Annotated in this window: 22 protein-coding genes; 5 read left to right on the top strand and 17 right to left on the bottom strand. The window is 68.2% G+C overall.

The genetic code is table 11. The features are described from left to right. The first annotated feature begins 104 nt into the window (after positions 1-104). Positions 105-1,313 (top strand): MFS transporter, encoded by a 1,209-nt coding sequence (locus AC1DBE_RS14820; protein WP_476971011.1) that lies wholly within the window; start codon positions 105-107, stop codon positions 1,311-1,313. A 53-nt stretch (positions 1,314-1,366) separates the two neighbouring features. On the opposite strand, the gene AC1DBE_RS14825 is transcribed toward AC1DBE_RS14820, so the two are convergent. Then, positions 1,367-2,287, bottom strand: coding sequence for a cation diffusion facilitator family transporter (locus AC1DBE_RS14825; RefSeq protein ID WP_476878039.1), 921 nt, complete (start codon positions 2,285-2,287; stop codon positions 1,367-1,369). A gap of 230 nt (positions 2,288-2,517) precedes the next feature. Here AC1DBE_RS14825 and AC1DBE_RS14830 point away from each other — a divergent pair, with 230 nt between their 5' ends. Beyond that, complete coding sequence (locus AC1DBE_RS14830; protein ID WP_476878038.1) at positions 2,518-2,784, top strand: GlsB/YeaQ/YmgE family stress response membrane protein; 267 nt, start codon at positions 2,518-2,520, stop codon at positions 2,782-2,784. Positions 2,785-2,924: 140 nt separating this feature from the next. Here the strand turns inward: AC1DBE_RS14830 and AC1DBE_RS14835 are convergent, their stop codons facing one another. The 4 genes from AC1DBE_RS14835 to infC all read right to left on the bottom strand — a co-directional run bounded on the left by AC1DBE_RS14835 (position 2,925) and on the right by infC (position 5,868). Further along, positions 2,925-3,824 (bottom strand): TrmH family RNA methyltransferase, encoded by a 900-nt coding sequence (locus AC1DBE_RS14835; protein ID WP_476971012.1) that lies wholly within the window; start codon positions 3,822-3,824, stop codon positions 2,925-2,927. 64 nt (positions 3,825-3,888) lie between these two features. Next, positions 3,889-4,359, bottom strand: a complete 471-nt coding sequence (rplT, locus tag AC1DBE_RS14840; RefSeq protein ID WP_476878036.1) for a 50S ribosomal protein L20 — start codon at positions 4,357-4,359, stop codon at positions 3,889-3,891. A 119-nt stretch (positions 4,360-4,478) separates the two neighbouring features. Beyond that, entirely contained in the window at positions 4,479-4,673 is a 195-nt protein-coding gene (gene rpmI, locus AC1DBE_RS14845; RefSeq protein WP_009358635.1) for a 50S ribosomal protein L35, read from the bottom strand. 115 nt (positions 4,674-4,788) lie between these two features. Beyond that, positions 4,789-5,868, bottom strand: a complete 1,080-nt coding sequence (infC, locus tag AC1DBE_RS14850; RefSeq protein WP_476971013.1) for a translation initiation factor IF-3 — start codon at positions 5,866-5,868, stop codon at positions 4,789-4,791. A gap of 398 nt (positions 5,869-6,266) precedes the next feature. On the opposite strand from infC, the gene AC1DBE_RS14855 reads away from it, so the two are divergent. Further along, positions 6,267-6,653, top strand: a complete 387-nt coding sequence (locus tag AC1DBE_RS14855; RefSeq protein WP_476880688.1) for a DUF1844 domain-containing protein — start codon at positions 6,267-6,269, stop codon at positions 6,651-6,653. A gap of 177 nt (positions 6,654-6,830) precedes the next feature. Here the strand turns inward: AC1DBE_RS14855 and AC1DBE_RS14860 are convergent, their stop codons facing one another. From AC1DBE_RS14860 to AC1DBE_RS14895, 8 genes are all read right to left on the bottom strand, one after another. Next, entirely contained in the window at positions 6,831-8,153 is a 1,323-nt protein-coding gene (locus AC1DBE_RS14860; RefSeq protein WP_476971014.1) for an MFS transporter, read from the bottom strand. Between the two features lie 63 nt (positions 8,154-8,216). Continuing rightward, a complete protein-coding gene (locus AC1DBE_RS14865) occupies positions 8,217-9,107 on the bottom strand; it encodes an SseB family protein (protein WP_476971015.1) in 891 nt (296 codons plus the stop codon). Positions 9,108-9,119: 12 nt separating this feature from the next. Continuing rightward, positions 9,120-9,866 carry a bifunctional 1-(5-phosphoribosyl)-5-((5-phosphoribosylamino)methylideneamino)imidazole-4-carboxamide isomerase/phosphoribosylanthranilate isomerase PriA gene (gene priA, locus AC1DBE_RS14870; protein ID WP_476879645.1) on the bottom strand — a complete coding sequence of 249 codons (747 nt, stop codon included), beginning with the start codon at positions 9,864-9,866 and terminating at the stop codon, positions 9,120-9,122. A gap of 50 nt (positions 9,867-9,916) precedes the next feature. Continuing rightward, complete coding sequence (locus tag AC1DBE_RS14875; protein ID WP_476879644.1) at positions 9,917-10,075, bottom strand: hypothetical protein; 159 nt, start codon at positions 10,073-10,075, stop codon at positions 9,917-9,919. Continuing rightward, on the bottom strand, positions 10,076-10,849 hold the full coding sequence (hisH, locus tag AC1DBE_RS14880; protein WP_476971016.1) for an imidazole glycerol phosphate synthase subunit HisH: 774 nt from the start codon (positions 10,847-10,849) through the stop codon (positions 10,076-10,078). Further along, the gene (gene hisB / locus AC1DBE_RS14885) at positions 10,846-11,472 is read right to left on the bottom strand and encodes an imidazoleglycerol-phosphate dehydratase HisB (protein ID WP_476971017.1); all 627 of its coding nucleotides are present in this window, start codon (positions 11,470-11,472) and stop codon (positions 10,846-10,848) included. The genes hisH and hisB overlap by 4 nt, the downstream gene beginning before the upstream one ends. A gap of 68 nt (positions 11,473-11,540) precedes the next feature. Then, entirely contained in the window at positions 11,541-12,659 is a 1,119-nt protein-coding gene (locus AC1DBE_RS14890) for a histidinol-phosphate transaminase (protein WP_476879641.1), read from the bottom strand. 133 nt (positions 12,660-12,792) lie between these two features. Beyond that, on the bottom strand, positions 12,793-13,185 hold the full coding sequence (locus AC1DBE_RS14895; RefSeq protein ID WP_476971018.1) for a LysM peptidoglycan-binding domain-containing protein: 393 nt from the start codon (positions 13,183-13,185) through the stop codon (positions 12,793-12,795). Between the two features lie 417 nt (positions 13,186-13,602). On the opposite strand from AC1DBE_RS14895, the gene lexA reads away from it, so the two are divergent. Beyond that, entirely contained in the window at positions 13,603-14,352 is a 750-nt protein-coding gene (gene lexA, locus AC1DBE_RS14900) for a transcriptional repressor LexA (RefSeq protein WP_476879639.1), read from the top strand. 83 nt (positions 14,353-14,435) lie between these two features. Here lexA and AC1DBE_RS14905 read toward each other — a convergent pair whose 3' ends face one another. Together AC1DBE_RS14905 and hflX are read right to left on the bottom strand one after the other, a co-directional pair. Continuing rightward, the gene (locus AC1DBE_RS14905; protein ID WP_476971019.1) at positions 14,436-16,562 is read right to left on the bottom strand and encodes an ATP-dependent DNA helicase; all 2,127 of its coding nucleotides are present in this window, start codon (positions 16,560-16,562) and stop codon (positions 14,436-14,438) included. Beyond that, entirely contained in the window at positions 16,555-18,138 is a 1,584-nt protein-coding gene (gene hflX / locus AC1DBE_RS14910) for a GTPase HflX (RefSeq protein WP_476971020.1), read from the bottom strand. Before hflX ends, AC1DBE_RS14905 begins: the two co-directional genes overlap by 8 nt. 641 nt (positions 18,139-18,779) lie before the next feature. On the opposite strand from hflX, the gene AC1DBE_RS14915 reads away from it, so the two are divergent. After that, positions 18,780-19,394 carry a class I SAM-dependent methyltransferase gene (locus tag AC1DBE_RS14915; RefSeq protein WP_476971021.1) on the top strand — a complete coding sequence of 205 codons (615 nt, stop codon included), beginning with the start codon at positions 18,780-18,782 and terminating at the stop codon, positions 19,392-19,394. Here AC1DBE_RS14915 and dapF read toward each other — a convergent pair. Both dapF and miaA read right to left on the bottom strand, forming a co-directional pair. After that, positions 19,375-20,331, bottom strand: coding sequence for a diaminopimelate epimerase (gene dapF / locus AC1DBE_RS14920; protein ID WP_476971022.1), 957 nt, complete (start codon positions 20,329-20,331; stop codon positions 19,375-19,377). The two genes, AC1DBE_RS14915 and dapF, sit on opposite strands and share 20 nt — an antisense overlap. A 97-nt stretch (positions 20,332-20,428) precedes the next feature. After that, complete coding sequence (gene miaA, locus AC1DBE_RS14925) at positions 20,429-21,346, bottom strand: tRNA (adenosine(37)-N6)-dimethylallyltransferase MiaA (protein WP_476971042.1); 918 nt, start codon at positions 21,344-21,346, stop codon at positions 20,429-20,431. Between the last annotated feature and the right edge of the window lie 29 nt (positions 21,347-21,375).

Genomic DNA, 21,375 nt, shown 5'->3' on the forward strand with positions numbered 1-21,375 from the left:
GAATACCGGGGCAGGTCCCCCGCGTTCCCTGCACAGAGACCCCACCGAATTACGACGCCGCCTTCTCCGGGCCCCGGCCCGGACAATTCCCGAAAAGCAGACGGATGACAACCACCCAAGACTCCCCCGCGACGCCCAAAACCGGCGCCCGCCACCTGACCCTCGCCATCCTTGCCCTCGCCATGGGCGGATTCGGCATCGGCACCACCGAGTTCACCATGATGGGCCTGCTCAAGGAGGTGGAACGGGGGCTGGACATCGGCACCCCGGAAGCCGGGCACCTGATCTCCGCCTACGCCCTAGGTGTGGTGGTCGGCGCCCCGGTCCTGGCCGCCGTCGGCGCCAAAATGCCGCGCAAATACCTCGCGCTCGGGCTCATGCTGTTCTTCAGCCTGGCCAACCTCAGCTCCTTCATCGCCCCGGACTACGGCACCATGCTGGTGTCCCGCTTCGCCGCGGGCCTGCCGCACGGTGCGTTCTTCGGCGTCGCTGCGGTCATTGCCTCATCCCTGGTCGCCCCGACCCGGCGGGGCTGGGCCATCTCGATGGTGATGGCGGGCCTGACCGTCTCCAATGTCATCGGTGTGCCCTTCGGGACCTGGCTGGGGCAGTCCTTTGGCTGGCGGCTGCTCTTCCTGCTGGTCGGCGTCATTGGGATCGCCACGATGGTGATGCTCTGGAAGTTCGTTCCCTACCAGGAGCCCCACGCGGACGCCAGCATCCGGCGGGAGCTCGGGGCACTCAAGCGGCTGCAGGTCTGGCTCGCGGTGCTAATCGGCGTCGTCGGCTTCGGCGGCTTCTTCGCCACCTACACGTACATCGCCCACACCATGACCTCCGTGGCCGGCATCCCCGCGGAATGGCTGCCCCTGGTGGTGGCCCTGTACGGGGTGGGCATGGTGGTGGGCAACATCGTCGGCGGACGCATCGCGGACCGGTCCGTGATGGGCACCATCTATTGGGTACTGCCCGGCGTGGCCGTGGCCCTGGTGGTGTACGCCGTGGCTGTGCACTGGCCGTGGTCGGCGTTTGTAATGGTCTTTGTGGTCGGCGGCGCCGGCTCCATGCTCGTCCCGGCGCTGCAGACCCGGCTCCTCGACGCCTCGCCCGACGCACCGTCGCTGGCGTCCTCCCTGAACCACGCGGCCCTGAACGTGGCCAACGCCCTGGGCGCGTTCCTCGGTGGCCTGGTCATCGCCTGGGGCTGGGGCTACGTGGCCCCGGCCCTCGTAGGTGCCGTGCTGGCCATCCTGGGACTCGGCGTCGCACTGCTCAGCGGCGCGGTGGAACGCAAGAGGCCGCTGGTCCAGTAGCCGCACGGCGGTACTGGACAGCGGCCCCCGGCAGCGCAGGACTCTGCCCGGACTTAACCGGCGGTAACCCGCTCGACGTCCGGTTCGAGGTAGATTACCCGCGCGGTGGGGACGGACGCGCGGATCCGGGCCTCGGCCGCGTCAATCGCCGCGGCGATGTCCCGGCCGGAGTCCGCGGCACCGATGCTGATTTTGGCCGCTACCAACAGCTCCTCCGGACCCAGGTGCATGGTCTTGATGTGGATGATGCGGGTGCCGTCGGATTCGATGGCCTCGCGGATCTTGGCGACGTCGGTGCGCGTGGCGGACTCCCCCAGCAGCAGGGACTTGGTTTCCACGGCCAGCACGGCGGCGATCGCCACCAGCAGCAGGCCGATCATGCCGGTGCCCAGAGCGTCCCAGATGCCGTTCCCGGTGGCCAGGGTCAGTCCGACGCCGAACAGCGCGAATACCAGGCCCAGCAGGGCGCCGAAGTCCTCCAGCAAAATGACGGGCAGCTCGGGCTGTTTGGCGTTGCGGATGAAGTGGATCCAGCTCTGCTTGCCCCGCAGCGGGTTGGATTCCTTGATGGCGGTCCGGAACGAGAACGACTCCGCGATAATGGCGCCCACCAGCACGGCCAGCGGGACCCACCAGAAGTCCCCTTCGATGCCGTGCGGGTGCTGGATCTTGCCCCACGCCTCATAGAGGGCGAACAGGCCGCCCACGGAGAAGAGCACAATCGAGACGATGAACGCGTAGATGTAGCGTTCCCGGCCGTAGCCGAACGGGTGCTCCGGGCTGGCTTCCTTCTTGGCCCGTTTCCCGCCGACCAGCAACAGCAGCTGGTTCCCCGAATCCGCGAGCGAGTGGATGGCCTCCGCGAGCATCGATGAGGACAGCGTCAGGACGAACGCAATGAATTTGAGGACGGCAATTGTCAGGTTCGCGGCAAGGGCCGCGATAATCGCCTTGGTACCGCCGTTTGCAGCCAAGAGAACGTCTCCTTTGGAGGGGTTTGTCAGGATGGTCCGGGACGCCGCGCGGCGCCCGCTTCCGCAAGGAATACCGTACCCGTTCCGGGCCCGCTGACGCGCCACGGCGGGGCCGGAAGAGCTACGTAACGATTGAGTGTGATGTTACTGACACCGGCATCGCGCTGTGTTAGCTTGAAGCCATATTCGGGATTCCTAAGGTGAATGCCGACGAATATGTAGGAGGAGAAATGGGCTTTCTAGGCTGGATCATTCTCGGACTCATTGTAGGTGCAATCGTTAAGGCAGTCATGCCTGGCAGGGTCGGCGGCGGCTGGGTCACCAGCCTCGTGCTCGGCGTCGTCGGAGCCATTGTCGGCGGCTGGATCGGGGACCTGCTGTTCGGCGGCGGCAAGATGGAATTCTGGAATCTCGGTTCCTGGCTCCTTGCCATTGTCGGCGGCCTCGTCGTAGCCGGAATCTACGGCGCCATCACGGGCCGCAACAAGACCACCTAATTCATCCAACCATGGTCCCGGCAGCTCCGGGATAGTGAAAGTGCGACGGCGGGTCCCACCGGATGGTGGGGCCCGCCGCCGTCGTTAACAGCCGCCGTCGTTAACAGCCGCCGTCGTTAAGAGGAGGTCAAGTCCTCAGCTCAGGCGACCGGCTGCTGGGAGCGGGCGCTGGCGTACAGGCACACGGTGGCCGCGGTGCCCAGGTTCAGGCTTTCCGCCGCACCGTAGACCGGCACGGCCACCCGGTGGTCGGCCAGGGCAAGTTCGGCCTCGGAGAGTCCCTGGGCCTCGTTGCCGAACAGCCACGCGGTGGGCTGCTCCAGGGAGTACCGGGATTCGGCGTCGGAGGCACCGAGCCGCCGGGCCGCGTTCTCGTCCTGCAGGGTGTCCAGGTTCAGCTGGCCCTGGCCGTCGGCCGCGAGGATCCCGATGCCGCGTTCCTTGCATCGGGCCACGAGCTCCTCGATGTCGGCGCCCAGCACCACCGGCAGGTGGAAGAGGGACCCTGCCGTCGAGCGCACGGCCTTGGGGTTATAGATGTCCACGCTGGAGGCGGTGAGGATGACGGCGTCGGCGCCGGCGGCGTCCGCGGCCCGGAGCACGGTGCCGGCATTGCCGGGGTCGCGGACCTGGCAGAGGACCGCCAGCAGTTGCGGGCCGGCGTTCAGGACGGCGTCCAGGTCCACGTCCAGGGTGCCGCAGACGGCCAGGACGCCCTGCGGGGTGACCGTGTCAGCCATGGCCGCCAGGACTTCGTCGGTGGCCAGATAGGCGGCAGTGCCCTCCGCGAGGGTTTCCAGTTCCGGGTGCCGGTCCAGGCATGCCTCGCTTGCGTAGACCTCGTAGACCAGGCCGGGCTCCCCCGCGGCGACCCGCTTCTGGTGCAGGGCCAGGGCTTCGCGGACAGCCTGCGGGCCTTCCACCAGGAACTCGTTGCGCTTTAAACGGGCCGGGCGCCCGGCAAGCTGTGCCACCTTCCTCACCCGATCGGCTCGGGGATTGGAGAGTGGGAAGTCTTGCGGGCGCCCGGTTTCGTTCATATAAGAACCTTAGTTGCTTTCGCAGCCGGTTCTTGAACGCGCTGTCTTTCGACGGCGGCAGGAACTACTTTGCGGCCTCTGCGTCAGCCTTCTTGGCAGCAGGCTTCTTCGCGGGGGCCTTCTTGGCGGCCTTCGGGGCAGAAGCGGCTTCGACCTGGACGGCCGGAGCGGAGGTGTCGGCGGGGAGCGAGTCCTTGGCGACCTTGACCAGCGCGGCGAAGGCGTTGGCGTCGGAGACGGCCAGCTCGGCCAGCATACGGCGGTCAACCTCGACCTCAGCGGCCTTCAGGCCCTGGATCAGACGGTTGTAAGTCAGGCCGTTGGCGCGGGACGCAGCGTTGATGCGCTGGATCCACAGGCGGCGGAAGTCGCCCTTCTTCTTCTTGCGGTCGCCGTAGCTGTACACAAACGAGTGCAGCAGCTGCTCTTTAGCCTTGCGGTACAGGCGCGAACGCTGTCCACGGTAGCCCTTTGCGCGTTCGAGGATAACCCGGCGCTTCTTGTGGGCGTTTACCGCCCTCTTCACACGTGCCACGTGCGTACTCCTTCAGAATTCTGATCCCAAGCGTCTACTGCCGGAGGTCCCGGCTGGCCTGAGAAGCCTTTTTGGTAGTGGACCGCTGCCAGGTGGCAACAGGTCCGAGAACTTGGAACTTAGATGCCGAGCATCTTCCGGATGACCTTGGCGTCGCCCTTGAAGACGATCTTGTCGCCGGCGAGGCGACGGGTCAGCCGGGAGGACTTGTGCTCGAGGTAGTGGCGGCGGTTGGCCTGCTGGCGGCGCAGCTTGCCGCTACCGGTCAGCTTGAAGCGCTTCTTAGCACCGCTGTGGGTCTTCATCTTCGGCATGGGAACCGATCTCCTAACGTATCCGCAGACGGGGTCTGCAGTCTTTCGTGCAGCCACCCCTGCGGGCGGCGTGCTGGTTGCTTGCTGCCGGACATTCCTGTCCGGCAGCCGTGAACTAGTTGGTCTTCTTGCTGCTCGGCTTCGGGGCGGCCTTGGGGGCCGCCGGCCGTGCTGCAGGCTTGGGCGCCGCGGGCCGGGCGACCGGCTTCGGTGCCGCAGCCGGCTTCGGTGCAGGCTTGTCGGCAGCCGGCGTTGCCGCCGCGGCCGGGGCCTTGGGGGCTGCAGGCGCCTTCGGTGCCGCCGCCTTGGAAGCGGCAGGCTCCTTGGTCACCGCGGGCTTCGCGGCGGCTTTGGGCGCTGCCTTCGGAGCAGCCGCCTTGGGGGCCTTGGGGGCCTCCTGCTTCGGCTCGTCCTGGGCCGGGGTTTCGACTGCCGGAGCCTTCTCGGCTGCGGCTTCCTCGGCCTTGGGCGCGTCAGCCTTGGGGGCTTCGGGCTCGGCCTTGGGGGCTTCGGCCGCCGGAGCGTCCGTGGCCGGAGCCGTCGCGGCCGCCTCCGTCTCGGACGCCTCGGTCCGGACCTGGTAGCCCTCCGGAAGAAGGTCGGCGAGCGACTGGGTCAGGGGTGCTTCTCCACCTGAAGTGTCAACGCGGCCGGAGGCCTTGGCTTCATTCTCGGCCTTGGCCTCTGCGCGCTGCGTTGCACGGCGGGCCTCAGCCTTGGCTTCAGCCTTGTTCTTCAGCGGACCCACCACCATGACCATGTTGCGGCCATCGATGCGCGGGCTGGACTCCACGACGCCGACTTCGGCGACGTCGTCGGCGAAGCGCTGGAGCAGACGGATGCCCATTTCGGGGCGCTGCTGCTCGCGGCCGCGGAACTGGATCATGGCCTTGACCTTGTCACCGGCGCCGAGGAAGCGGAGCGCGTGGCCGCGCTTCGTCTCGTAGTCGTGGGTGTCGATCTTGAGGCGGAAACGGATTTCCTTCAGGACCGTGTTGGTCTGGTTCTTCCGGGCCTCGCGCGCTTTGACAGCGGCTTCGTACTTGTACTTGCCGAAGTCCATCAGCTTGCACACCGGAGGCTTAGCCTGCGGTGCAACTTCAACGAGATCAAGATCGGACTCGGCAGCCAAACGCAGGGCATCCTCAATACGGACAACCCCAACTTGTTCGCCTGCAGGGCCGACCAGCCGCACCTCGGGGACGCGGATACGCTCATTGATTCTTGGCTCGCTAATGTTAAAGCTCCTGTGTTCGTGAGGGGTACTCCGCCGGCAAATGAAGAAGGCCTCCAACTGCCGGAGCAATCGAAGGCCTCAAAGATCGGAACTGCCCTCCTCGTGACGAGGCGGCATGCAGGCCCTTCAGGCGTGAAGCCCGGAGGGAATGCCCGACCAGATACCCGGCAACCTTGATTCCTGGGGAATACGATTCCTGGGGAATACTCGCGGCTGACGCGGGTGGGAGAGAACTCCGCTTGCAAACTGAAAACCAATCCTACAGAAAGATACCCGCTCAACGCACATGTGCGCCGTCGGGCTTCCGGAACTGCTGGAATAACGACATTCAGTTGGTCTGTGACAAGCTTACCAGCATGAGCACTTCAGATAGTAATTCACATGTTTACCAGCCGGCCGGTGGCCAGGACGACGTCTCCCAGCAGATCCGCGACATCTCCGAGGTTCCCGCGATCGAAGTCATCACCACCGCCGCCGTGCACCTGATGAGCGCAGCCGCCGTGAAGCTCGGCCTGGCCGCCGAGGACAATGCCGAAGAGCTCAAGGACCTGGACGAGGCCCGCAAGCTGATCACCGCCCTCGCTGGCCTGGTCACCGCAGCGGCCCCGGAGATCGGCTCCCAGCACGCCGGTCCGTTGCGCGACGGCCTGCGGTCCCTGCAGCTGGCGTTCCGCGAGGAATCAGTGATTCCGGACGCTCCGGGCAAGGGCCCGGGCGAAAAGTACACCGGTGCCGTCAACTAGCTGACAGCCACCAACCCGGCAACGGCAGGCAGCAGGAGAGCACGGCTCACTCCTGGCGCCTGCGACGGCGGGCGGACCATACCGGTCCKCCCGCCGTCGACGTTTAACCGTCACCCGGCGCCGGCGCCGGGCCGGCCGGTCCTGGTTCGTCCGGGGTTGGTCTCCGGATCCGGCAGGCTAGGGTGCGGCGAGCCGGCGCCTGCGCCGGTACTGCAGGAGCAGGCCGACCAGGCACAGCACCACACCGGCCACACCGACCGAGACGAACCCGGCACCGGGTCCCACGCCGTCAATGAACAGCCCGGCCAGCGGGGCGCCGAGCGCGACGCCGCCGGTCAGGGCAGAGCCGTACCAGCCCATCGCTTCGCCGCGGCGGCCCTCCTCCACCAGGTCGGCCACTTTTTCGGAGGCGGCTGAGAGCACGGGTGCGCAGAGCAGGCCCGGGAGCAGGGACAGCAACGCCAGGGTCCAGGTGTCCTGAGCGAACGCCATCGGCAGCGTCAGTGCTGACATGCCGAGGAGGAGCAGGATGGGCGAGACGGGCCGGTGCATGGCGCCGTAGACGAGCCCGCCCAGCACCGAGGCCGCGCACCAGAAGAGGAAGACGATTCCGATTTCGGACTGATGCCCGCCGGTCTGCAGGGCGGCGACGATGCCGACGTCGGTACCGCTGAGGACCATGCCGGCCCCGGACGCGACAGCGAAGACAGCCGCGACTGCCGCGGTGAACCAGGCGAAGTTGTGGATGACCTTATGCCGCAGGCCAAGCCGGTCCTTGCGTCGCTCCTCCGCAGCCGCCAGGGGCGCCAGCTCCGCTGCAGCCTCCTGCAGGTGGGCGGGCGCGGCGGCGACCAATGCTGCCTCCGCGCCTTCCTGCTGGGCCGCGGCGAAAACCTGCTCCGGTTTCGGGCCGGTCGTGGTGCTGCGTGTGGGCGGGTTGATCCACATCAGGAACAGACCGGACAGGGACGTCGCAACGCCCACCACCGTGAGCCCCAGCACGGAGAAACCCGCGGTGGCCACCAGTGCTCCGGCGGCGGGACCGATCATAAAGACCAGCTCCGTGCTGATCGCGTCGAGGGCGAACGCCGTCCGGCGCTGCTCGCCGCTGGCAAGGATTCCCAGCGACTGGCGGACGACGCTGAAGATCGGCAGCGTCAGCAGGCCGCCGACGAACACCAGCGGCAGCAGGAGTTCATAGCTGACGTGCGGCACGATCGACCAGATAACGGTTTCCGAGACAACGGACGGGATGAGGGCCTTCCGCAGGCCCACCGTGTCGACCCGGCGGCCACGCCAGGGGGCCCCGACGGCGATGCCGATGGTCATCACCGCGGCGGCCGCACCTGCGGCTGCGTACCCCTGGCCCAGGCTCAGGACGATGTGCAGGGTCAGCAGGACCCCCGCGGCCGAGTGCGGGATGCGGGCCACCATACCCACCAGCAGGAGGTTCCTGATGGGCCGCACAGCCAGCAGGTCCCGGTAAAGCGCGAAATTCACGAAACTGCATTCCTTTGTGTACTGCCGTCGGCAGCACCGGGAACTCTGGGTGCGGGCCGTGGCCTATTGAGCTGCGCGCTGCAACTTGATTTCCATCGAGTCAACCCGTTCAGCAAATGTTTCATTCCGGGCCAGGGCCTCGTTGAGGCCGGCCACGAGGGACTGCACCGCGGCGGCGTCGAGTCCGTCTTCAAGGTACAGCACAACCCGCAGTTCCGGACCGGAGCCGCCGCCGGCAAGCTGCTGCCCGCCGGCCTGCATTGAGGCAACCCCGCCGCCCGGGTGGATCTCCACGCGGCGGAGCGCCGGGATGCCGGCAGCGGCGTCGCCGACCGATGCGGCCACCGCGGGATCGCTGTAGCTGGGTGTCCAGGCCTCTTGCCGGGCGAGTGACCAGACGGCGGGCCGGCGCACCACGAAGGTGGTGGCGGAGCCGGGATCCAGCACCAGCAGTTCGGCGGTTTCGGCGACGGCGGACAGCGCGGCGCGCGCCGCGTACACGGCCACGGGCCTGGCCTCGGGATGCCAGGCGGCCAGGGCCGCGGCCGAGGTGAAGGCCGGCAGCGCCGTGCGGCCGTCCGGCGCCTTGAGGGTCACGAGGGCCATATCCGCTTGCTTGTCGCCATGGACGTGGTCGCCATGGGGGCCGGCGACGGCCTCCGCTTCCTCGGCGAGGGTGGCCAGGATCGGCACGAACACCCGTGCGGTTGCCAGGGCCGCCACCACGGCCGCCTCGTCCCCGCGGCCGGCAGCGAGATCGGCCAGGGTCACGAGATAGCCGGCGTCGGCAGCGCCGTCGTCGTCCTCGAAATTGTGGATCTTCGCGTCTTCGCCGGTGAGGCTCCGGCCGGCCCAGGGCTGCCCGGCGGAATCGGCCGGGCCGCCCGCCCCGGCAAGGGCGGCGGCGATGTGGCCGGGCAGGGCGCGCGGGCCGGGCTGGGTGTTGGGCTCCATGAAGGGTCCGGGCTAGCGGCGGCCGGCGACGTCGAGGGCTTCGGGCAGCGTGAAGTTGCCGTTGTAGAGGGCCTTGCCGACAATCGCGCCCTCGACACCCAGGGGCACGAGCGAGCGCAGGACCTTGAGGTCTTCGAGGCTGGAGATGCCGCCGGAGGCCACCACGGGCTTTCCTGTCTTCTCGACCATCTGGCGGAGCAGTTCAACGTTAGGCCCCTGGAGCGTGCCGTCCTTGGTGACGTCGGTGACGACGTAGCGGGCGCAGCCGGCGTCCTCCAGACGGCCTAGGACCTCCCAGAGGTCGCCGCCTTCCTTGGTCCAGCCGCGGCCGGCGAGGGTGGTGCCGCGGACGTCGAGGCCGACGGCGATCTTGTCGCCGAACCGCTCGATCACGCGTTCGGTCCACTCGGGGTTCTCGAGCGCCGCCGTGCCGAGATTGACCCGGGCCACCCCAAGCTCCAGCGCCTTTTCCAGGGACTCGTCGTCGCGCAGTCCGCCGGAGAGTTCCACCTTGATGTCGAGCCGGCCCACCACTTCGCGCAGGAGTTCCGCGTTCGAACCGCGGCCGAAGGCTGCGTCGAGGTCCACCAGGTGGACCCATTCGGCGCCCTGGTCCTGCCAGTTCAGCGCGGCTTCCAGCGGGGTCCCGTAGCTGGTTTCACTGCCGGCCTCGCCCTGGACAAGGCGCACGGCCTGGCCGTTTACGACGTCGACGGCGGGGAGCAGCTCAAGGACGGGCAGCGCGGTTTCGGTGGTCATCGGAGGGTCCTCACGGATTAGGGGTCAGGAATTCGTCGCTGCGGGGCCGGTTACTTGCCGGGCAGCGTCAGGAGGTAGGCGGCCAGGAGGGACATCGCGGCCAGGACGTAAAACACGATCTGCACCCAGAGCGGGCTCTTCTGCTGCCGGAAGGACAGGGCTCCGCCAACCAGCAGTCCGGCGAGGCCCATGAGGACCAGGGACCACATCTAGGCCGTTCCTTCCGGGGCGGGAACGGCCGGGGCGGTGGCCGGGGCCGGAACGGCGCGGGCGGCGCCGCGCAGGCTGTCCACCCAGTTGCGGAGCAGGCGCGCTCCGGCGTCGCCGGACTTTTCCGGGTGGAACTGCGTGGCGCAGAGCGGGCCGTTTTCCACGGCGGCGATGAAGGGTGCCCCGTGTTCGGACCACGTGACCAGCGGGGCAGCCATCCGCGGCTGGATCACGTCGAAGTCCCAGTGCTGCACACCGTAGGAGTGGACGAAGTAGAAGCGTTCGTTTTCGACGCCGGCGAAGAGGCGTGACCCTTCCGGCACCGTGACGGTGTTCCAGCCCATGTGCGGCACCACTTCGGCCGGCAGGAGCTCGACCTTGCCCGGCCACTCCCCCATCCCCTCGGCGACGGTACCGTGTTCCACCCCGGCCTCGAAGAGCACCTGGAGGCCGACGCAGATCGCGAGTACGGGCCGGCCGCCGGCAACGCGGCGCCCGATCATCCGGACGGCGTCTACGGCTTTGAGTTCCTTCATCACGGTTTCGAAGGCCCCCACGCCGGGGACCACCAGCCCGTCAGCGTTCAGCACGTCCTCGGCCTTGGCGCTGAGGATGACCTCGGCCCCGGCGCGTTCGAGGGCGCGGACGGCCGACCGGACGTTCCCGGAGCCGTAGTCCAGCACCGTGACGGTGGGCTTGCCTGCGGGCGAGGCCGGCTTCCGGTCCCCGTCCGGGTTGATGATGGCCCCGTCGCGGAGCACTTTTCCGGTCACAGCGCGCCCTTGGTGGAGGGAATGCCTTCGACGCGGGGGTCAGGTTCGACGGCGGCGCGCAACGCCCGGGCGAACGCCTTGAACTGGGCTTCGACGATGTGGTGCGGGTCGCGGCCGGCGGTGACGTTCATGTGCAGGCAGATGCCGGCGTGCAGGGTGATGGCTTCGAAGACGTGACGGGTCAGCGAGCCGGTGAAGTGGCCGCCGATGAGGTGGTACTCCTGGCCGGCCGGTTCGCCGGCGTGGACCAGGTAGGGGCGGCCGGAGACGTCGACGACGGCCTGGGCGAGGGCCTCATCGAGCGGCACGGTGGCCTCCCCGAAGCGCCGGATCCCGGCCTTGTTGCCCAGCGCGGTCCGCAGGACTTCGCCGAAGGTGATCGCCACGTCCTCGACGGTGTGGTGGACGTCGATGTGGGTGTCGCCGGTGGCTTTGACCGTCATGTCGATCAGGGAGTGCTTGCTGAGCGCCGTCAGCATGTGGTCGTAGAACGGCACGGAGGTACTGATGTCCGATACACCGGTGCCGTCGAGGTCGATCTCGACCAGGACGGACGACTCGCTGGTGGTCCGCTCCAGGCGTGCGGTCCGGGCCTGGGCCGCGGCTGCTCCGGGGTTGTTCATGTGGGTGTCCTTTGGATGAAGGCGGCGCCCCGGCGAACAGGGCGGTGTGCGTGGGTCCTGGGTTAAGTCTAGGCGGACGGTGCTTGGCGGCCGGTCAGGATCTGTTCGAGGGCCTGCAGAAACGCTGTGGTTTCCGTCTCAGTGCCGGCTGTCACCCGCAGATGTCCCGGAATGCCGACGTCGCGAATGAGCACCCCGGCGTCCAGCAGCCCCTGCCAGACCTCGTGCGGGTTATCCAGGCCCCCGAAGAAGACGTAGTTCGAGTCCGAGGCGGCGGGTTTGAGGCCCATCCGGATCAGTTCGGAGACGATCCTGTCCCGCTGGCGTTTGATGTCCTCGACGTCGGCCATCAGCGCCACGCGGTGGTGCAGGGCGGCCAGGGCCGTTGCCTGGGTGATGGCGGAGAGGTGGTACGGCAGCCGCACGAGGCGGAGGGCGTCCGTGACCTCCGGGGCGGCCGCCATATAGCCGAGCCGTGCGCCGGCGAGGGCGAAGGCCTTGCTCATGGTGCGGGACACGATCAGCCGCTCGCGGCCGGGCAGCAGGGTCAGTGCGCTGGGTGTGCCGTCGTGGGCGAACTCGTGGTACGCCTCGTCGACGATCACGATGGTCTGGCTTTCCTGGCCCGCCTCATAGACGGCCTCCACAACATCCAGGCCCAGGCCTGTCCCGGTGGGGTTGTTCGGCGAGCAGAGGAAGACCACGCTGGGCTTCAGTTCGCGGACCTGCCGGGCTGCCGATTCCGCGCTGAGGCCGTAGTCCTCGGCGCGGACTCCCACGATGTATTCGGTGTCCGTCCCCGCGGCCAGTAGCGGGTACATGGAGTACGTGGGAGGGAAGCCGAGGGCGGTGCGCCCCGGGCCGCCGAAGGCCTGGAGGATCTGCTGGAGCACTTCGTTGGACCCGTTGGCGGCCCAGATGTTGTCCGCTTCGAGGCCGTGGCCCAGATACTCGGCGAGGGCCTCGCGGAGTTCGGTGAACTCGCGGTCCGGGTAGCGGTTCAGCCCCGCGGCGGCCTCGGTCACGGCCTCGGCGATGGCGGCGCGGACGTCGGCCGGGACCCCGTGCGTGTTCTCGTTGACGTTCAGCAGGATGGGCACGTCCAGCTGGGGTGCGCCGTAGGGGCGCAGGCCCCGCAGGTTTGTGCGGAGGGGCAGTCGGTTGAGTCGCTCTAGCTGGTCAGTCACCCGCCCAGTTTAAGTGAGACCCGGGCCCGCCCCGAAACTGTGACCCCGGAATGCCCGCCCCGTAAGGGCTGCCGGGGTTCACCAGGGGCGTTCACTCACACGCCGGCTGGTCATTCGCCGGCGGGGGCCCTGCCTACTTGGAGGGGACGAAGAGCTGCTGGCCGGGCATCACGCGGGCGGCGCCGAGGTTGTTGAGCTGGACAATGTCGGCCACGACGTCGCGGGGATCGCGTTCCGGTGCCACGGCGCCGGCGATCGCCCAGAGGGATTCGCCCGGCTGGACGGTGACGGTGACCGCGGGAGTCACCGAGAGCTCCGCGGCGGAGTCGGCCGCTTTGGCGGGGGCGTTGAGGAAACCGGCGAGAGACAGGACCAGGACAGCCAGGACGATCAGCGGCAGGCCGATGAAGACGAACCGTCCCCGGCGGGTCAGCCGCAGGGGCGCCTGGCGTGCTGCCGCTTGGGGCACGGCCGTGCGGGACTTGATGGTGCCGAACGAACCGGACATAACGCTTACTGCTGACATAACTAAGCCCTCCTGGACCTCTCTGTGCCGCCCGGCGTACTCCATGTACCCGCCGCCAACCGGCCGAACCATCGAACGCGTGACCTTTATAGGCGAACCTGCGACTGCGAAACTTAGAACACAGAATCGAAACCTGCATTCGGTTCCCGTCGACAGGTTTCGAACACATATTCGAACTCTGCTTGTTCTGTTTTAGCACCTATGAACGAACATTGTCGAGACTCGCTAGAACAAATGTTTGAAAAACATGGTGTGCTGGCCTACTTTTGAATCACGGAACAACCGCTGGTGAGTTCACCTGCGGTTGGACAGTTCAAGTTCAACAACGGGGTCTGACATTTTTAGGCCCCGGGGGTTTTCAGGCCACAGCGGCCCGGCGGCAAGGTCCGCAGGGCGGAACGGAAAGGCATGGCGAATATGGCAGCACAAGCCGCCGGCGGGAGGGCTACCCAACGGAGCCCGCAGACCGGTCGGGCGCCGAAGAGCCTTACCGTCCGGCAGAAGAAGATCCTGGAGACGATCCAGCGTTCGGTCACGGACAACGGCTACCCGCCGTCCATGCGCGAAATCGGTGACACCGTGGGGCTCGCCAGCCTCTCCAGCGTCACCCACCAGCTCTCACAGCTGGAAAAGCTCGGCTACCTGCGGCGGGACCCCAAGCGGCCCCGTGCCATGGAAGTCCTGATGCCGCTAACCCTGGACGGCGGCGCCACCCCCATCTCCGGCGTCGAGAAGTCCAGCGGTCTGCGGGCCGTGGGCGGCCTCGCCGTCTCGGAACTGGCCAGCGCCACGGACACCGCGATGGTGCCGTTCGTGGGCCGGATTGCCGCCGGCGGCCCGATCCTGGCCGATCAGGTCGTGGAAGACGTTATGCCGCTGCCACGCCAGCTGGTGGGCCACGGCGAGTTGTTTATGCTCAAGGTGGCGGGGGATTCGATGATCGACGCCGCCATCTGCGACGGTGACTGGGTGGTGGTCCGCCGCCAGAACGACGCCGTCAATGGTGACATCGTGGCCGCGCTGCTCGACGACGAGGCCACCGTCAAGACGTTCCGCCAGCGCGACGGCCACACCTGGCTGCTCCCCCAGAACACCCAGTACGAACCGATCCTCGGCGATCACGCCGTCATCATGGGCAAGGTCGTGTCCGTACTGCGCTCCCTCTAACCGGGAACCACCAAGCACCAACTCAGCAGGCCCCGTCCGATGTTCCGGACGGGGCCTGTGGCGTTGGGGCAGAAGTTTCCGGCCTATCCGGCGGCCGGGGCCTTGGCCAAGCGGTCGAGGGCGGCCAGCGCCACGGCCGGATCCGTGGTGGGCCAGAACGGTGGCAGCGCCGCGCGCAGGAAGCCGCCGTAGCGCTCGGTGGACAGCCGGGAATCGAGTACGGCCACCACGCCCTTGTCCGACGTCGAACGGATCAGCCGGCCGGCGCCCTGCGCCAGGCGGATGGCCGCGTGGGTCGCAGAGACACTCATAAAACCGTTGCCGCCCGACTGTGCCACGGCCCGGGAGCGGGCGGTCATCAGGGGATCGTCGGGCCGTGGGAACGGGATCCTGTCGATGACCACGAGGCGGCAGGAATTACCCGGTACGTCAACGCCCTGCCACAGCGACATTGTCCCGAACAGGCAGGTGTCCGGCTCGTCCGCGAACTGCTTGACCAGCGCCGTCATGGTCGATTCGCCCTGGCAGAGGATGCTCAGGCCCAACCTGGGCCGCATCGCCTCGGCGGCCTCCTCGGCAGCACGCCGGGAGGAGAAGAGGCACAGTGCCCCGCCGTTCGAGGCGCGGATCAGCTTCTCGAGTTCGTCGAGGGCCTCCGGGGAGGTACCGCGGCCCGGTTTGGGCAGGTGCTTGGCGACGTACAGGATGCCTTGTTTTGGATATTCAAACGGGGAACCGACGTCGACGCCGGTCCAGCTGGGCGCCCCGGGCCCCACCAGTCCCAGTCCCCCGGCTGCGGGCTCGAACGCCGCTCCGATGGCGAGGGTCGCCGAGGTCAGAACGACTGTGTGGTCCGCGAACAGCCCTTCGCGCAGCCGCCCGGCGACGCTGAGCGGGGCGATGTTGACCAGGGCCGGCGCGGAGTCATCCGGCTGTGAGTAACCCTGCTGCGGGTCAAAGCTGCTGTTGCGCGAAAACCAGACCACCTCGCGGTTTTCCTTGGCGGCCAGGAGCCGTTCGCACAGCTCCAGGATCACCATCAGGCGGGAGCGGGTGAGCTGCCGGCCGCCGTCGGCCGGGGTGGCGCTATCCCCCTTGGAGTCGGAGAGCGCGGCGCGGCAGGCGTCGCGGAGCTGGTCAACACAGTCCAGCTGTTCGCTGTTCAGGCCGTTCGGCATCAGCCCGCTTGGGACACCTTCGATGGCGAGTTCGAGGTTGGCGGCGGCGGTGTTGAGCGCATCCACGGTGATCCCGGTGTGCTTACGGGCACCGGATGCCGCGGCGTGCACCATCGCGACGGACAGTTGCCCGGACACGGCGCCCGTGACGCGGTCCTGGAGCTCGTGCGCCTCGTCCACCACAACGACGTCGTATTCGGGCAGCACCGCGAGGCCCTCGAAGGCGCTGACGGCGAGCATGGCGTGGTTGGTGACCACGACGTCGGCGTCGGCGGCGTTCTGCCGGGCGAGTTCACTGAAGCACTCGGCGGCGAGGGGGCATTTCTGCGCCCCCAGGCATTCCATCGAGGTGACGGACACCTGGCGCCAGGCGCGGTCGGTGACGCCCGGCATCAGCTCGTCACGGTCGCCCGTCTGGGTCTCCTCGGCCCACTCCCGGAGCCTGACCACTTCCTTGCCCAGCTGGGACGAGGGCCCGCCCATGGCCGCGGCGAAATGCGGCACGGAGGTGTCCTCGCCGAGGGAGAAAAGCTGCCCCTCGGCGGGCTCCTCGGACGGGAAGCCGCCCTCGAGCTTGTGGCGGCAGACGTAGTTGGCGCGGCCCTTCACCAGGGCGACTTTCACCGGCCGCTCCAGGGCCGGCGTAATGGTTTTCAGGAGACGAGGGAGGTCCCTGCCCACGATCTGGGTTTGCAGCGCGAGGGTGGCGGTGGAAACCAGGGTGGGTTTGTCGCTGACCAGCGAGTGGGCGATCAGCGGAATCAGGTACGCCAGGGACTTGCCGGTTCCGGTGCCCGCCTGGACCAGCAGGTGGTCGCCGGTGTCGATGGCGCGCGCCACCTGCCGGGCCATTTCGTGCTGGCCCTCACGGCTCTGGCCGCCCATCCCGGCGACCGCCCGGTCGAGGAGTTCAACCACGAACTCCTCGCCGGACGGGCCGCCTTTGGATGCGCCTGTTGTGGACGTTCCGTCTTCTGACCGGCCGGCGTCAGGCGATGCTGCCGCCTCCCCGGCTACTGCTGGTTCAGTCATTGCTGAGGAAGGCGTCCAGTTCGGCCGCAAGGCCCTCGCGTACCATCACCACGGCCCTGGTGCCGGCTTCCACATGGTCGAGGCTAATGATCTCGGCGTCGGTCTCGTGGAGCTTGCTGAGCAGGTCCCCGCGGTTGTACGGGATCATCAGCTCCATCTTCACGCTGGGCCGCGGGATGCCCTCGCTGATGGCCCTCAGCAGCTCCGGGATGCCCTCGCCCGTACGGGCAGAGACCACTACGTGGCGTGGCTCGCGCTGCTTGAGCCGTTCGACCACAAAGGGATCGGCGGCGTCGGCCTTGTTCAGGACGATGATTTCCGGCACCTTGCGGGCATCGACTTCACTGAACACGGAACGGACGGCCGCAATCTGGCCCTCCGGGTCCGGGTGGGAGACGTCGACGACGTGCAGGATCAGGTCCGAATCCGCTACCTCTTCCAGGGTGGAGCGGAAGGCCTCCACGAGCTGGGTGGGCAACGAGCGAACGAATCCGACCGTATCGGCCAGGGTGTAGCCCAGTCCGTCCGCCGTTTCCGCCTTGCGGACGGTGGGGTCCAGGGTGGCGAACAGGGCGTTCTCCACCAGGACGCCGGCGTCGGTCAGCCGGTTCAGCAGCGAGGACTTGCCGGCGTTGGTGTAACCGGCAATGGCTACCGACGGTACGGCGTTACGACGCCGGTTGGCCCGTTTGGTCTCGCGCGCCGGCTTCATCGCCGCAATTTCGCGGCGCAGCTTGGCCATCCGGGTGCGGATCCGCCGCCGGTCCAGTTCAATCTTGGTCTCACCGGGGCCGCGCGAGCCCATACCGGCACCGGCACCACCCACCTGGCCACCGGCCTGGCGGGACATCGACTCACCCCAGCCGCGCAGGCGCGGGAGCAGGTATTCGAGCTGTGCCAGTTCCACCTGTGCCTTGCCCTCACGGCTCTTGGCGTGCTGGGCGAAAATATCCAGGATCAGGGCCGTGCGGTCGATGACCTTGACCTTGACGATGTCTTCCAGGCCACGGCGCTGGGAGGGCGCCAGTTCGGCGTCGACCACCACGGTGTCAGCGCCTGTCGACATCACAATGTCCTTGAGCTCCTGGGCTTTGCCGGAGCCGAGGAACGTGCCCGGGTCCGGCTTGGCGCGCCGCTGGACCAGTCCGTCGAGGACCTCGGATCCGGCGGTTTCGGCCAGCGCCGCGAGCTCGCGCAGGGAGTTCTCGGCGTCGGCCAGGGTACCCTCGGTCCACAGCCCCGCCAGCACCACCCGCTCCAGGCGCAACTGCCGGTATTCGACTTCGGTGACGTCTTCGAGTTCTGTCGAGAGTCCGGCCGTCCGCCGGAGGGCGCGGCGTTCCTCGAGGTCCTGCTGGTCGCCGTCGTAGCTGCTGTGTTCCTCATCCAGTTGCGACAATGCCTGCGCCTTGCCGAAGACCGGCCGGGACTCGGCGGCATCACCGTCGCCGGCACCCTGGCCGGTCTTGGATGCCGGGGCGTCTTTGGAGAGGATCCGGTCGATAACAGCTTGGATTTCCGCAGGACTCATGTCCTGGGCGGCTGAATCGGAACCGGGGTTGGGCTGGCTGGTCATGGTCTCCTTCGAAGGGTCTGCACTCTCAGAATAGTGCCGTTCGGTGTTTCGTGGCGCGGTATTCGCGCTGGGCTGACGACTGGTGGTCATCCATGCCTCCTCGGGTGCCGGACGGCGGCGGCGCCGACGGCGGGGTGGGGCTCCGGTCCGGAGCGGTGAGTGCGGGCTGCGGCGGTTTAAGAACGCCGCGGATGTGCGGGCAGCTGGTGAGCTGGCTGGTGTGCGCTGGTTCTAACCGGGTGCGCCCGCCGGGATGCGTTGCTGCCGGGACCGGTTGGTACCCCTGCCGTAAGGTCCCGCGTTCTGTGCACGCGGACGGTCGGGTTCCAAGAGGAGTGACTCCAAGCAAATCCGGCGCCGTGGGAGTGATGCAGTGATCACGAGGCGCGCTGAGCGGAAGGTAAGTACCTGCGTCGCTGCCGGGGCGGGACTTCCGATGGCGCCAGCACAGCTGTCGGTGCGGAAGGCGCCGGTACAGAAGACGTCGGTGCGGAAAATCCGGCCGGCTACTTGAAGTTAAGGATCATGTTTTTAGCCTAGCAGACCGGCCCCCCGCGCCATGGGCCGCCGTGTCGGGGCGGACGGCGGCGGATCCCGGCCGGTTTCCCATACCGCCGGAGCGCCAACTAATCTGGCCAGTTATGGAGTCTGCACACTATTTCAGCGCCCAGCCGGCCGGGCCGTTCACCCGCAAGCCCCTGACCGTGGAACTCGCCGGCGGGCAGCGGCAGTTGCAGACGTCCGCGGGGATCTTCAGCCCGGACGGAATCGACAAGGGTACAGCCGTCCTCCTGGCGGATGTTCCCGCTCCCGCACCGCAGGGGAACCTGCTGGACATCGGCTGCGGCTGGGGTCCGATCGCGCTGACCATGGCGTTGCGGGCGCCGCACGCACGGGTCTATGCCGTGGACGTCAACGAACGCTGTGTGACGCTGACAAACGAGAATGCGGGGCTGCTGGGACTCACCAACGTGACCGCCAGCACCCCCGGGGACGTCGACCCGGAGCTGCGGTTCGACACGATCTGGTCCAACCCGCCCATCCGGATCGGCAAGGATGAACTCCATGCCCTGCTGCTGCTCTGGCTCCCGCGGCTGGCCGCGGGAGGCTCGGCCTGGCTGGTGGTACAGAAGAACCTGGGCTCCGACTCACTTCAGCGCTGGCTTACGGCCGAGTTGGACGCGAGCTTCACCGTGACCCGGGAAAGTACGTCAAAGTCCTTCAGGATCCTGCGGGTCAGGAAAGCGTCCCACTAGCGACGATCACGGCGGGCCCGCTGAGTTCCACGTGCTCGTGGCCGTCGGCGGCGACGAAGAACTTCACGCCGACGACGCCGCCGGGCACCTCCACGTTCCAGGTATCCGGTGCACCCTGGCCGGCCCAGTGCCGGATCGCGACGGCAGCGGCGCAGGCGCCGGTGCCGCAGGACTGGGTCTCCCCCACCCCGCGTTCGTGCACGCGCATGGTGATGGTACCCACGCCGTCGTGGACCAACGGCTCGGCCGGCACCACAAACTCGACGTTTGTCCCGTGCGGCGGAACCGGGTCCACCCGCGGCGCCCGGAACAGTTCGGTGGCCTCCAGCTCCGCGAGTTCGGCCAGGGCGACGACGGTGTGCGGGTTTCCCATGCTGACGGAGAGTGCCGGCCGGGCCACTTCCAGGCCGCCGGCGCTGACCAGCGAGTCCATGGCGCGGGCGGTGGCTTCGCCGGGGAAGATGAACTCCCAGGGGCCCATGTCCACGGCGTACCCGGAGGCAGTGCGGACCACGGTCTTGACCCCGCCGCGGGTTCCGATGGTCAGTGATTCGCCCGCCGGCAGGTCCACCAGGCCTTCGGCGATCAGGAAGTGCACGAAGACCCGGACGCCGTTGCCGCACATTTCGGACAGCGAACCGTCGCCGTTGCGGTAGTCCATAAACCACTCCGCGCCGGGGTGGGCGGCAAGCAGTTCCTGGCCCTCGGGAAGCAGCCGGGACGGGACGGCGCGGATGAGCCCGTCGCCGCCGATGCCGCGGTGCCGGTCGCAGAGTGCCGCGACCTGTTCCGGGGTGACGGCCAGGGCCCCGTTGGGGTCCGCGATGAGGACGAAGTCGTTGCCGGTTCCGTGGCCCTTCGAGAACTTCGGGCCGCCAGGGGTCACGGCGCCTCCTGCAGCAAGGTGGTCAGCGGCCGGGGCCAGGGTTTCGTCCATGGTCCAAGGTTACAGTTCGTTGCGTGCCGGGGTGGAACCGGGGCGCCGGCCAGGCTGCGGCGCGTGGCGCCCTGCCGGGGTGTCCGGGGCGGACTTGTCAGCCGCAGAGCTCCACGGCCCGGGCCAGTAACCCGGGGGCTTGCCAGTCAAGCCAGTGGATCCGGGGGTCGGCCCGGAACCAGGTGAGCTGGCGCCGGGCGAATTTCCGGGTCGCGGCGATGGTGTCCTCGGCGGCCGTCTCCAGGTCCCACTCGCCGTCCACCACCCGGAGGAACTGCGAATAGCCCAGGGCGCGGGAGGCGGTCCGGCCCCGCCGCAGCCCTTCGGCGTCGAGGCGCTGCACCTCGGCCAGCAACCCGGCATCCACCATGGCGTGCACGCGGGTGGCCAGCCTGGCGCGCAGCAGCTCGCGGTCAACATCCAGGCCGAGCTGCACAGCCGGCTGGAAGTACTCGCGGGAGGGCATAAAGGAGCTGAAGGGGCGCCCGGTCAGTTCGAAGACCTCCAGCGCGCGGATCACGCGCCGCGCATCGCCCAGCCGTCCGGCGGAGACCGGATCGAGCCGTTCCAGCCGTGCCCGCAGCGGCGCGAGCCCGGCGGCGGCTTCCTCAGCTTCCAGCCGGCCGCGGATGGCGGGGTCGGTGCCGGGGAACTCGAGTACGTCCAGGACCGCCCGGACGTAGAGACCGGAGCCGCCGGCGAGGATGGCCCGTTTCCCGCGGCTGTGGATCTCCGCAATCACCGCGCGGGCCTGCTGCTGGAAGTCCGAGACGCTGGCTTCCTCGGTGACGTCGAGGATGTCCAGGAGGTGGTGCGGCACTCCCCTGCGTTCAGCCGGCGTGATCTTCGCGGTGCCGATGTCCATGCCGCGGTAGAACTGCATGGCGTCGGCGTTAACCACTTCGCCGTCGAGGGCCACGGCCAGCGCGACGGCCAGATCGGACTTCCCGGAGCCGGTGGGGCCGACGACGGCGATAACCGGCGGCGTGGCGCGGAGGGTCCCGTGGGCCGGCAGGGCGGCGGTCAGGGGTGCGGGCGTGACCT

It is taken from the genome of Arthrobacter sp. 10T416, from assembly GCF_056394165.1.